This is a genomic window from Ruegeria sp. CE6 (genome assembly GCF_056537485.1).
On sequence record NZ_JBQFRR010000001.1, the window covers coordinates 17769 to 29884 of the forward strand.

Genomic DNA, 12116 nt, shown 5'->3' on the forward strand with positions numbered 1-12116 from the left:
ATGACAGAGAGGACAAAATGAACGCATTTAACAGATTGCTAACCGGTGCGGCGCTGGGACTGGCGCTGGCAGTGACCTCGACCACAGCAGTGGCGGAAACGCCACCGAATATGCTGGTGATTGCAAATCGTATCGACGACATCACAACGCTTGACCCCGCTGAGAGCTTTGAGTTTGCCGGATCGGATGTCAGCCGGAACGTCTATCAGAAACTGGTCAATTTCGACCCGCTCGATCTGGATGCAGGCTACCAGCCAGATGTCGCTGAAAGCTGGACGGTGTCCGAGGACGGCAAATCGATCACCTTCAAGATCAGGGGCGGGCTAACCTTCCATTCCGGCAACCCGGTGACAGCCGAGGATGTCCAGTTTTCGCTGCGCCGCGCTATCATCCTGAACAAGACGCCGGCTTTTATCCTGACCCAATTCGGCTTTACCCCGGAAAACGTCGAACAGACTATCGTGGCCGATGGCGACACGCTGACGATCACCACGGACAAGCCCTATGCGACCTCGTTTGTGCTGAACTGCCTGACCGCCACCATTGGCGGTATCGTCGACAAGAAGACGGTGATGGAGCATGACAAAGATGGCGATCTGGGCAACGAATGGCTCAAGACCAACACGGCTGGATCTGGCGCATATAGCCTGGTGAGCTGGAAGCCCAACGAAAGCGTAACCCTGCAGTCGAACCCTGATTTCTACCTGGGTGCCCCGGCGATGGAGCGTGTTGTCGTCCGCCATGTACAGGAAAGCGCGAGCCAGCGCCTGCTGCTCGAGCGTGGTGATATCGACGTTGCCCGCAACCTGAACCCCGAAGATGTGGCAGGTGTGTCCTCGGTCGCTGGCGTCAAGATTGCGGATGAGCTCAAGGGCCGTCTGATGTATGTCTCGCTGAACCAGAAGCATCCTGAACTCAGCAAACCTCAGGTCCGGCAGGCATTCAAATACCTCATTGATTATGAGGGGATGCGCGACAGCTTCCTGAAAGGCCAGTATACGATTCACCAGAATTTCCTGCCGCAGACCTATCTTGGCGCATCGGATGAGAACCCGTTCACCTATGACATCGAAAAGGCCAAGGCCCTTCTGGATGAGGCAGGTGTGAGTGGTCTTGAAATCGAAGTTGGCGTGCGCGAGGCGCAGGAACGGATCGAAATCGCTCAGTCGCTGCAAAATGCTTTGGGTCAGGCCGGCATCACGATGAATATCACCGTTGGCACTGCCAAGCAGATCCTGGCGCGCTACCGCGCACGCGAACTGGATGTTTATCTTGGCGCATGGGGGCCGGACTATCCTGACCCGCAAACCAACGCGGGAACATTTGCCTATAATCCCGACAACGCAGATGCGGCCAATGCAACCGGTCTGTTGGCGTGGCGGAATTCCTGGGATACCGGTGGGCTGACCGAGAAAACGGCTGCCGCCGTGGTCGAGAACGACACCGTGAAACGGGCCGATATGTACAAGGAAATCCAGGCCGAGTTCCGCGAGACCTCACCCTTTGTCATCATGTTCCAGCAGATCGAGCAATCGGCTTTGCGTGAAAACGTGACGGATTTCTCGACAGGTCAGGCGATCACGTCAGCATCGTATTGGCAGGTGACCAAGTAAATGGCACTGGCCGAAAGACCATCTGAGGGGCGCCGCGCGGCGCCTCTCATCCATTGGGTCAAGAGCATCCTGAAAACTCTTGGCACCATCGCGATTACCATGCTGGGCCTGCTGTTCGTGACCTTCATCATCGGCCGGGTCATGCCGATCGACCCGGTGCTGGCGATTGTCGGCGAACGTGCCTCGCAATCGACCTATGACGCGGTTTATCAGCAACTTGGGCTCGACAAACCATTACTGGTGCAATTCTGGTACTATCTGTGGGACGTGCTGCATGGCGATTTTGGCAACTCGTTGCTGAATGCGCGCCCTGTGTCCGAGGACATTGCACGGGTCTTTCCCGCGACGCTGGAACTGGCAACCTTGGGCGTGCTGATCGGCATCTTACTAGGCGTTCCACTGGGCGTCATCGCCGCCGTAAAGCGCGGGTCATGGATCGACCAGATCGCGCGCGTGGTCGCGCTTGTCGGCTATTCGATGCCCATATTCTGGCTAGGCCTCATGGGGCTGCTGGTTTTCTATGGCATACTTGGCTGGGTCGGTGGACCAGGCCGTTTGGATATCTTTTACGAGGACATAGTGCCCACGCGCACGGGTCTGATCCTGTTGGACAGCGCCATCGCCCGAGAGTGGAACGTGTTTCGCAACGCGCTGTCGCACATCATCCTTCCTGCGGCCTTGCTGGGGTACTATTCGCTGGCTTATATCAGTCGCATGACCCGGTCTTTCATGCTGGAACAGCTGTCGGCCGAATATGTCATCACCGCTCGGGTCAAGGGCCTGTCAGAACGGCAGGTGATCTGGCGCCACGCCTTCAAGAACATCCGCGTACAGCTCATCACTGTAATCGCGCTGAGCTATGCCAACCTCTTGGAAGGTTCGGTTTTGACTGAAATCATCTTTAGCTGGCCGGGCATCGGCAGCTACATTACCACCGCTCTGCTGAGCGCTGACATGAACGCGGTTCTGGGCGGAACCGTGGTGGTCGGGCTGATCTTTATCTGCCTGAACATTTTTTCCGACCTGCTATACCGTTTCTTTGATCCGAGGTCGAAATGAGCGACATGACATTGCGTCAGTGGTTGCTGACTGACGAACCGACATCCCGCCGCCACGCCAGATTGTCCAGCCTGTACAAAGGCTGGCTGACACTACGGTCTAACTCGATGGCGATGGTGGGGCTGGCTATCCTTATCGTGCTTATTCTAAGCGCGGTATTCGCACCTGTCTTGGCGCCACATGATCCATTTGTTCAGGACCTGTCCAGTCGTTTAAAACCCCTTGGTACCGAAGGCCACCTAATGGGCACCGACAGTCTGGGGCGGGATATCCTGTCTCGTCTGATCTATGGCGCTCGGATCACGCTTTACATCGTTGCGCTGGTCGCGCTGATTGCACCGGTCGCGGGGCTTCTGGTCGGGACTGTCGCCGGATATGCGGGCGGATGGGCGGACGTGGTCCTCATGCGCATAACTGACATCTTCCTGGCCTTTCCGAGGCTGGTTCTTGCGCTGGCCTTTGTTGCGGCGCTTGGCGCGGGAATCGAAAACGCGGTGCTTGCGATATCTCTTACGGCGTGGCCCCCATATGCGCGCATGGCGCGGGCGGAAACGCTCACGATCCGGTCGACCGACTACATCAACGCAATCCGGCTTCAAGGCGCAGGCCCACTGCGGATCATAACCCGCCACATCTGGCCACTGTGCATTTCGTCGCTGATCGTGCGTGTTACACTGGATATGGCCGGGATCATTCTGGCGGCGGCGGGGCTGGGCTTTCTGGGGCTGGGCGCACAGCCACCAAGCCCGGAATGGGGCGCAATGATTTCCGAGGGCCGCAGATTCATCCTGGATCACTGGTGGGTTGCCACCGTTCCTGGGCTTGCCATTTTCACGGTCTCACTGGCCTTCAACCTGTTGGGTGACGGGTTGCGGGATGCGCTTGATCCAAAGGATCGTGGACAATGAACCTGCTGGATATCGAAGATCTTTGGGTCCGCTTTCCAACCCGGCAGGGCGTGTTCGATGCAGTGCGCGGTGTCTCATTTTCGCTTGGGCGCGAGCGTCTCGGAATTGTAGGCGAAAGCGGGTCCGGCAAATCAATGACCGGGCGTGCGATCCTGCGGCTGATCCGCAAGCCGGGCATTGTCGAGGCCGATCACATCAACCTGGAAGGCGGCGATCTGCTGCGCCTCAGCGAGCGCGAGATGCGCGAAGTCCGGGGCAAGCAGATTTCCATGGTCATGCAAGACCCCAAGTTTTCGCTGAATCCGGTGGTCACGGTGGGCGAGCAGTTGATGGAAGCCTATCTCCAACACAACTCCAGCGCCAGATCGAGTGCCCGCAAGATGGCGATCGAGATGCTTGAAAACGTCTCGATCCGCGACTCCGAACGGGTGATGCGTGCCTATCCGCATGAGGTTTCCGGCGGTATGGGCCAGCGCATTATGATCGCGATGATGCTCATCCCAAACCCAAAAATACTTATCGCCGACGAACCTACTTCGGCTTTGGATGTCAGCGTCCAGCGGCAGGTTCTGAACATCGTGGACGGGTTGGTCACGGAACGGGGCATGGGTCTGATTTTCATAAGCCACGACCTGAACCTCGTGTCCGAATTCTGCGATCGTGTCCTCATTATGTATTCGGGTCGGATTGTTGAAGTCTGTGAGGCGGACAGGCTGCATCAGGCCAGGCACCCATACACGCAGGGGTTGCTGAATTCCCTGCCCCGACTCGATCAAAAGCGCACGCATCTGAGCGTTCTGACCCGCGATCCAAGCTGGTCCGACGCGCCGAGCGTGAGGGGATGACATGGCCGCGATGGAGATCGAGAACCTGGACGTCTGGTACGGTCATGCACATGACCGGGTCGACGCTGTTAGAGACGCCAGTTTTGAGATCGAACACGGGCAGAGCTTTGGTCTTGTCGGCGAAAGCGGATCTGGCAAATCGACTATTCTGCGCGCCATAACTGGTCTTGCCCCGCTTTGGTCCGGCACCATCCGGATCGAGGGGCAATCGCTTTCCGGCGCAAAACGGGATCATGGATTCTTTCGGACGGTGCAGATGGTTTTTCAGGATCCCTATGCTTCGCTGCACCCGCGACATACAGTCGATCAGGTACTGAGTGAAACGCTGTACCTGCATGGGTTTGATAATATCGATGCACGTGTCGCCAGATTGTTGGATGATGTCAGGCTTGGACAACGCTTTCGCTTTAGATACCCACACCAGCTTTCGGGGGGTCAGCGGCAACGCATCGCCATCGCAAGAGCTTTGGCGGGTGAGCCCGATATCCTGCTTCTGGATGAACCCACATCCGCATTGGACGTCAGTGTACAGGCAGAGGTGCTCAACCTGCTGACCGACCTGCGAGCACAGCGCAGACTGACCTTTCTTATGGTCTCACATGACCTACCGGTCATAGCGCATATGTGCGACCATTTGGCGGTTATGAGAAACGGTGTAATCGTCGAGGTGATGTCGGCGGAGACGCTTAGGATGGGTGCTCCTAAGAATGACTACTCCAAAGAGCTTTTCAATGCTTCGGTTTCTCCACAGAAGTTATGTTAGCCAATGTTTTCTGAAGCGCTCGCACATAAGGATCGACAACCTGCGATCCACTAGCATACGATCCAATACTGTCAACCTAGCGTGCTCACCGAAAACCCATTAGGACCACCCGTAATGACGCATACATTCATCGCATGCCTAGGAACTGAAACAAATTCATTCTCTTCGCTACCGACAGGATTTCAGGCGTTTCAGGAGACAATGCTGTGTCGATCCGGTTCGCCGTTGGACGAGGAAGCTTACTTCGCAACGCCTCTACGGTTTTGGCGTCAAACCTTGGAAGCATCTGGAGAAAAGGTTAGCGTAGGCCTCGCTGCCTTTGCACAACCAGGCGGAATCACCACTGCCTCCGTCTTCCGTGAACTGCGTGGCGAGCTTTTGAGTGATCTGCGCGCCGCAGGTGCCGTAGACAAGGTCATGCTTTACATGCATGGAGCTATGATTGCGGAAGGATGCAATGATTGTGAAGGTGATATTCTCGAGCGTGTTCGCTCTATAGTCGGCCCGAGAACAGTTATAGGTGTGTTGCTCGATCTTCACTGCAGTATCACGGAGCAGATGGTCGACAACGCCGATATTATCGTGACCTTCAAGGAATACCCTCACATAGACGTGACAGAGCGCGCTTGGGAAGTTTATAAGCTGTGTCAACGGGCAGCGCTCCGCGAAATTAACCCTGTGATGGCGGTAGTTGATTGCCGGATGATCTCAATGTGGTACACGAGCATCGAACCAATGAAGGAGATAATCCGCCAAATGCAGGCAGAGGAAGGAAAGGGCAATATTCTCTCGGTCTCATTTGCCCACGGCTTTCCTTGGAGTGACGTGCCTGAAACATCGGCAAAAATGCTGGTAATCGCCGATTCAGACCAACTCTCTGCCCAAGCAGTTGCAAGACGATTTGCAAATCGAATTTGGGAGGTCCGCGATTTTACGTTGCCACGACCGATCGGCATCGACGTTGCGCTAGACGCTGTAGATGCGGCAGTGGGAACACCGCTTGTGCTCGCGGATGTCTCCGATAATCCGGGAGGTGGAGCACCGTCGGACTCTACATTCATCCTCCGTGAAATAATTTCGCGCGGCCTTCGAAACATAGTTAGTGGCTACTATTGGGATCCGGTTGCGGTTCGACTATGCGCTGAAGCCGGCGAAGGTGCGAGGCTCACCCTCAGGATCGGCGGCAAGTGCGGGCCTACCTCCGGCGATCCAATTGATCTCGAAATCACTGTTTTGCGTGTGCTGAACGATGCTACTCAGGCTTTCGGCACCAATTCGCGGCGGAAGTTGGGAATGGCAGTACTCGTTCGTTCGACCTTCGGGCTCGAGTTGGTGCTTACATCTCACAGGGTTCAGGTTCTCCATCCCGACGGGTTCGAACAGTTTGGGATAAATCTTTCGGAAAGATGTGCAATTGTAGTGAAATCCACACAGCATTTTTACGCAGGGTTTAGCGATTTGGCAGCTGAAGTTCTATACGTCGATGCTCCTGGCGCGATGCGACAAGACTTTTCATCAATTCCCTATCGCAAATACCTTGTGCCTTATTGGCCGAAAGTAGAAGACCCCTTCTCCAGCTTCTCTACGAGCCGCGAGGCGTAATCCGCGAGCTCATCATCGCGAGCCCCCATGATGATAATCCTGTCACCCGCTTGAGCCCGCGCAAGCAATGGTTCCACCGCGGCATCACGGTTACTAACAGCGCGCGCGTCCCTCCCGAGGTGAACGAGGGGATCAATGAGCTCGCTGATACTCAAATCGCGGTTGACCGTTCCGCCAAAATAGATTGGGTCTGTGACAATCAAGCAGTCGCCCTCCGCCAAGTGATCCCTGAAGACGTCTATAAACCCGTCCATCATATCGCGCAGCGGCCCGAATCCATGCGGTTGAAATAGCACTAAGAGACGCCCTGGAGTTTGATGAAGGCAGGCAAGGCTCGCTTGGATTTTGTGAGGATTATGAGCAAAATCGTCAATCACAAGTACCCCGCGAGCTTTGCCGACGAGATCAAGTCTACGCCGAAGACCTGTGAACTTAGCAAGTGCACTAGCGCCTGCATGGAGCGGGACGTCACAAAGGGCCGCCGTCGCTAACGCCGCCAGCGCATTAGAAAGATTGTGCTTGCCGGGTAAAGCGAGATTGAGCGGTATAGGGTTTTCCTCCTCAGTTCGCCAAACCGTGCAGCTGGTACCCTCGGACCGGTACTCGATGTCTCGGGCTACGAGATCGGCGCTCTGCGAGTCGATGCCAAAACTGAGTTGACTAGTCGTTGGTAGACTCGCCGCCATCGTGCGGGCTTCTGGATCGTCGAGATTGACAACCTGAATTTCGGCCCTTGCGAGATAACTTTGAAAAAGATCCCTAAGAACTTCGAGTGGCTTATGGTCCCTAGCGACATTTGTTAAGACCCCGATGTTCGAATTGAACGCTGAGATCGAGCCATCGCTCTCATCGATTTCGCAAACAAAGAGTTCTTTTCCACCAACAACGACGCTACCGAAGGGATCTGATTTGTCGGCGAACGCCTTCATGAAAGCGCCGTTTACGATGGTTGGTGCGAAGCCGCAGCTATCCAATACCCAGCCGATCATCGCTGTCGTTGTCGATTTACCACTTGTACCGGCTACTCCAACACCGCGCGGTGCGGCGTTGAATAGTTTGGCAAGCAGCTCTGCACGGCTAAGTTGGGACGCGCCAAGCGCTTTAGCCGCGGCGACGTCCGGAACAGTGCTTTCCACCGCTGCAGAAGTAACTAAGAATTGGTCAGAATGGCGGACCCCACTACCGTCTTGCGGAAAAAGCTGCACACCATTGCGTCGCAGGAAACTCGACTTCTCGATAGTGCGACCTTGATCAAATGCTCGATCAGATCCCTCAACAATATGGCCTTGCCTATGGAGCAACAATGCCAACGGTAACATCCCACTTCCTCCAATGCCACTAAAGAAGTACCTCCTTTGTTCGTTCAACTCGCCCTCCTATTGTCGGAGCTCGCCTCAAATTATCTGTGTACTAACGACGTAATCCTTAACACGCTTAATCACTTGGGCAGTGCGCCACTCGAGCCTACCGTCGCCGCTATTCCACGGGTCCGGTCCGGTACGCCGAGACCCGCTATAGTAGTGCTGCTCGAACATCTGAAGCGCTCTCGCCGTGACTAGCCCGAAAATGCCATCGGTAGGATAACAATAGTAGCCTATAGCCGAGAGATCGCGTTGCAGTTCCTCGACAGCACCGGAGACCGAAGGTAAATGGTCACCGCCATAAGTCTGGGTTTCGTCACTGTCGCCCCGGCGCAATTCGCCATCGCGGACAATTGCGAAGTAGCCACCATATATTACTCGGGGATCAGGCGTTCCAGCTTTCGCGACTAAACCTATGCCTTTAGCTTCGAGCCTCTCCCAAGGAAACGCGGATCCGGGATCGGTAGACTTTCGACCGTGCAACGTCGGAGGGCGCTTGTTACGCGCGTTCAGGGCGATATCGCTGTGCCCTACAACCCGTGCTCTCGGGATTTCTGGGTAAGCTTCAAGCAGCCTTTCGACAAGCGCAAGTGTCGCCTCCACTTGAGAGGCTTTATATTCGTGTCCAGTCGAATGTGTCATCTCGATCCCGATACTAGTGGGGTTGATCTCCTCGCGACCCAACCAATAACTGCGACCAGCATGCCATGCGATTTTATCCTCGGCGATCATCTTGTATACGCTACCATCAGGCGTGACCAAATAGTGGACAGATACGACCCCTCCATTGAGGAGCCAATGCACGTCTTTGCCAGTGTTGTTACTACCGGTGTGATGGATAACAATGGTGTCGATGGGATCTTTGCGTTCTTCGAAACTCATACACCGCATCCATTTGGGTCTTAGCCCAATACGAATTTTGCCCTGTTTTGAATAGTCGATCCACTCGGACGGGTTTGCTGCAATGACCCGACCACCGGCGAGCTCGACACTGCCCGAGAACTTTTCCCATATGCGCTGGACACTCGGATCGGTGGGCAGTCCCGGACCTGGCGGTCCGTCCTGCAATTGTGCCGGCGGTGCTATTACAATGAGATCATGGAGGCCATCTGAAAGTGAAGAGAGATCGAGCGTCGCAAACCCATTTTTGTTGGTCTTACTTTGCTCAGTTCCGATCGCCAAAACACAACTTGACACACCTTCCTGACGGTGGCCCGATCCGAAGAGTGCTCTGTTCGCCACCTGAATCTCGTGGCTTCCGTCATTGCTCGCATTCAACTCTTCAATTTGTGCTTTTTCTGTAGGGTCAGGGCCGAATTGCGGAAAGGGTGCAGAGTAGGGAAACTGAAGTTGCATATTTTCGTTGTGCTCGCCGTTCCCAAATTCTTCGATCTTCCCCTGACCATTGGTCTCTGACATCAATGAGGGCTTTCTGAGTAAAGAATTTTTGGCGGAGAGTTTTCCTTTGGTGGCGCGGGATGCCCGTCTGAGCGAAATTGGAACACGAAATAGGGCGGTATGCAGACACCTCGCTTATCGTCACTTGCAACCCATCTATCATCGGGTCGTTTCTGTCCGTACGACGCTGGGTCATATCGGCGACCCGTTATATCTTCAAAGTATGAAACATCCGAGTCAACCGAGCGTTCATGTGGGAAAAAAACAAGCTTTTCTAAACGCTTTTGGAACGTCGCAACATCATACTCCATCGGCTTAGTACAAATATAGTCGTCGCGGCATGGGTTGGCATAGTCGCAGGCTCGCTCACCGCTAAAGGAGGTAAATATCTCAAAACAAGTTTGAACAGAATATTCATAGTTCTTCCAGTCTTCTTCGCGCTTCGTCAGGCGTTCTCCAATTGCTGCAACGCAACCATTGAAGCCACTAGATGCAGTAAGCGCGCAGGTCGCCTCATCTGGCAGGTTAGAACACTCAGACAGCCGAAGGCTGCCAGCAGGAAAACCACCTGTGAGGAAATCGCGGCGGACGTCATGACATTCCCTTGGCGCCGGCAGATAACCGGTTTCACCATCCTTAAGCTGACAATCTTCATGTTCTTTTGGACTAATGCCGATGTAGAATTCTTGATGGCCACCATAGTAAGAATTCTGCGGCGGTGGTTGCTGAGGGAGAAACTTCGGCAGGATGCGAGTCTCCCGCAAAACTGGGTTTTGGGGCACTTGTATTGCTTCCGGACTTGTTCGCACATAGAGATCGCGGCCAAAGGCTAGTGTTGAAACATTACCACGTTGGAGCGGGTCACCGATTTCGCGTTGCTGCTCGGGTGGTACGCATGTACCGATCCCAGGAATACCATCTGAGCGGAACAGCTGGTCACAGATAAGCCCGGATTGGCAACTCCATTTGCGCGCACTACCTGACTGCGCTGTCGCGATCAGACACGCGCCACCCCAACCACCGATTAGTTGGGTGTCGCTTAACGCATCCGAATACCTTGCTAGAGGACGGGCGCTATACCCGTTCAGCAAGTCATTGTTTGTTAAGGTAGCGCCCTCAGCTATTTTTCGAATTATGTCTACTCGACGGGGGATATCACCAAAAAAATGTGGAGAGGCCGGTAGAAGAACTGAGTTAGTCGAATGGGTACCTTCGCGATCCGCTCCCGGGAAATGAAAGCCTGCAATCGCGCGCGTTTGATGGCAGCCCGAGCAGGTGCTCTCATTTAAGCGAGCGCGGAAGTCCTCAATCGACTGGATGAACTTTAGCGTAACCCCAGCACGCTGCGCGTTCGACAACGCATCAAAAATCTCATCATCAGTGATAATTGCCTCATCCGGCGCTTCACGGGCATGCCAATAGCTTTGATTTTCCGACCGATGCATGCCGCCAGGCGAAACTGAGATTGCCCTCTTGGATAGCAACCCAAGCGCTGGATCGATGCTAATGATTCCAAGATCGAGTGCAGATACGCTCTCTGGTTTTTGTAAAAACGTAACAAGTTTTGCACGATTCTGATCTTTGAACGTGCATAAGGCGTCGGAGTCTGCATTGGTGCAGACAAGCGAATCACGGTCGATCTGGTTTGGCAGCGATGCTATCTCAAATCTCATTCGTGACGCATTCCATTTGAAAACGCGAAGTAGGTAGATAGCCTCTGTTCCGAAATCGCTAGGATCAGAATCCGCAGGCTTGCGATACGCCTGTATGTTGAGCTCGAGGCGCGAGATGTTCGGACCTACCAACCCTGACAACGGCGAATGGGTCGGGTTTCTTAGAATCTCTAAATTGGTCTCTTTCGCGGCTGATGCAGAAAACGAAGTTTGGTCAATCAAGGAGAGCCAACTGTCAGCGACTGTTTGACAATCTTCCGGCCTCTCGGCAGCCGGGAATACTAGGTTAAGCGTGACCGGCAATCGAGAACTCTGGGTGCCATCGCGGATTTTGTAAGCAAACCGGTATATCACACTTATCTCGCCGCAATTACTGGCTGAGCGCCCTTGAAGAAACTGCCTGTCCATCCGATTGACGACCCCAACCAGCTCGATCGTCGAATTAGGGTCCGTCATAAAATCTAGACTCATTTGGGGTTCGGGCGCGCTGCGCGTGTAACGGAGTTCCGCAATATCGTTCTTAATAGTAGTCGTTACCTCGGCCATCTGCGGAAGATTGAACGGGTTATTTTCGTGCTCTTCTTCGTTCACTAACTTGAAACTGGGATCCTGCCGGATCACTCGTGTCTGTTCTTCTATCAGATGAATGAAGTTCAAAGAGACTGGGCAAGTATTCTCGATGGGATAGCAATCGAGAGCCGTGATCGTAGCCGGATCTGCTATGTATGGGCCTAAAGGTGTTTCCGTGAAATCATAGTGCTGAGAATGCGCTGTGGAACAAACCAGCAATCCAAGTGTAACCGTGACTAAACGTCTAAACATCGACACGATATTACCAGAAGCGCTGGGCTCCAACAAAGCACTTTTTGAACTGCGAAGCACAAACTATTAGTC

9 protein-coding genes are annotated in these 12116 nt (G+C 54.2%); 6 read left to right on the plus strand and 3 right to left on the minus strand.

The genetic code is table 11. The annotated features are described in order from the left end of the window. Positions 1 to 17: 17 nt before the first annotated feature. The 6 genes from ACR0DK_RS00095 (at position 18) to ACR0DK_RS00120 (ending at position 6790) form a co-directional block, all read left to right on the plus strand. Positions 18 to 1613 (plus strand): ABC transporter substrate-binding protein, encoded by a 1596-nt coding sequence (locus tag ACR0DK_RS00095; RefSeq protein WP_480734451.1) that lies wholly within the window; start codon positions 18 to 20, stop codon positions 1611 to 1613. Then, positions 1614 to 2672: an ABC transporter permease gene (locus tag ACR0DK_RS00100; protein WP_480734452.1), complete on the plus strand. Its 1059-nt coding sequence runs from the start codon at positions 1614 to 1616 to the stop codon at positions 2670 to 2672. Further along, positions 2669 to 3580, plus strand: coding sequence for an ABC transporter permease (locus ACR0DK_RS00105; protein ID WP_480734453.1), 912 nt, complete (start codon positions 2669 to 2671; stop codon positions 3578 to 3580). Before ACR0DK_RS00100 ends, ACR0DK_RS00105 begins: the two co-directional genes overlap by 4 nt. Further along, positions 3577 to 4425 carry an ABC transporter ATP-binding protein gene (locus ACR0DK_RS00110; protein WP_480734454.1) on the plus strand — a complete coding sequence of 283 codons (849 nt, stop codon included), beginning with the start codon at positions 3577 to 3579 and terminating at the stop codon, positions 4423 to 4425. Before ACR0DK_RS00105 ends, ACR0DK_RS00110 begins: the two co-directional genes overlap by 4 nt. A 1-nt stretch (position 4426) precedes the next feature. Beyond that, positions 4427 to 5188, plus strand: a complete 762-nt coding sequence (locus ACR0DK_RS00115; RefSeq protein ID WP_480734455.1) for an ABC transporter ATP-binding protein — start codon at positions 4427 to 4429, stop codon at positions 5186 to 5188. A 114-nt stretch (positions 5189 to 5302) separates the two neighbouring features. Next, positions 5303 to 6790 (plus strand): M81 family metallopeptidase, encoded by a 1488-nt coding sequence (locus ACR0DK_RS00120; RefSeq protein WP_480734456.1) that lies wholly within the window; start codon positions 5303 to 5305, stop codon positions 6788 to 6790. Here ACR0DK_RS00120 and ACR0DK_RS00125 read toward each other — a convergent pair. Genes ACR0DK_RS00125 through ACR0DK_RS00135 form a run of 3 tightly spaced genes read right to left on the minus strand, consistent with a single transcriptional unit; the run spans position 6733 to position 12044 of the window. Then, positions 6733 to 8157, minus strand: a complete 1425-nt coding sequence (locus tag ACR0DK_RS00125; protein WP_480734457.1) for a Mur ligase family protein — start codon at positions 8155 to 8157, stop codon at positions 6733 to 6735. The genes ACR0DK_RS00120 and ACR0DK_RS00125 overlap by 58 nt on opposite strands. A gap of 27 nt (positions 8158 to 8184) precedes the next feature. Beyond that, complete coding sequence (locus ACR0DK_RS00130) at positions 8185 to 9570, minus strand: peptidoglycan recognition protein family protein (RefSeq protein ID WP_480734458.1); 1386 nt, start codon at positions 9568 to 9570, stop codon at positions 8185 to 8187. After that, a complete protein-coding gene (locus ACR0DK_RS00135; RefSeq protein WP_480734459.1) occupies positions 9570 to 12044 on the minus strand; it encodes a hypothetical protein in 2475 nt (824 codons plus the stop codon). Before ACR0DK_RS00135 ends, ACR0DK_RS00130 begins: the two co-directional genes overlap by 1 nt. Positions 12045 to 12116: the final 72 nt, after the last annotated feature.

Excerpts from the sequence above, each read along its gene's own strand:
- ACR0DK_RS00095 (WP_480734451.1), top strand. The coding sequence starts at position 18 with ATGAACGCATTTAACAGATTGCTAACCGGTGCGGCGCTGGGACTGGCG.
- ACR0DK_RS00100 (WP_480734452.1), top strand. The coding sequence starts at position 1,614 with ATGGCACTGGCCGAAAGACCATCTGAGGGGCGCCGCGCGGCGCCTCTC.
- ACR0DK_RS00105 (WP_480734453.1), top strand. The coding sequence starts at position 2,669 with ATGAGCGACATGACATTGCGTCAGTGGTTGCTGACTGACGAACCGACA.
- ACR0DK_RS00110 (WP_480734454.1), top strand. The coding sequence starts at position 3,577 with ATGAACCTGCTGGATATCGAAGATCTTTGGGTCCGCTTTCCAACCCGG.
- ACR0DK_RS00115 (WP_480734455.1), top strand. The coding sequence starts at position 4,427 with ATGGCCGCGATGGAGATCGAGAACCTGGACGTCTGGTACGGTCATGCA.
- ACR0DK_RS00120 (WP_480734456.1), top strand. The coding sequence starts at position 5,303 with ATGACGCATACATTCATCGCATGCCTAGGAACTGAAACAAATTCATTC.
- ACR0DK_RS00130 (WP_480734458.1), bottom strand. The coding sequence starts at position 9,570 with ATGTCAGAGACCAATGGTCAGGGGAAGATCGAAGAATTTGGGAACGGC.
- ACR0DK_RS00135 (WP_480734459.1), bottom strand. The coding sequence starts at position 12,044 with ATGTTTAGACGTTTAGTCACGGTTACACTTGGATTGCTGGTTTGTTCC.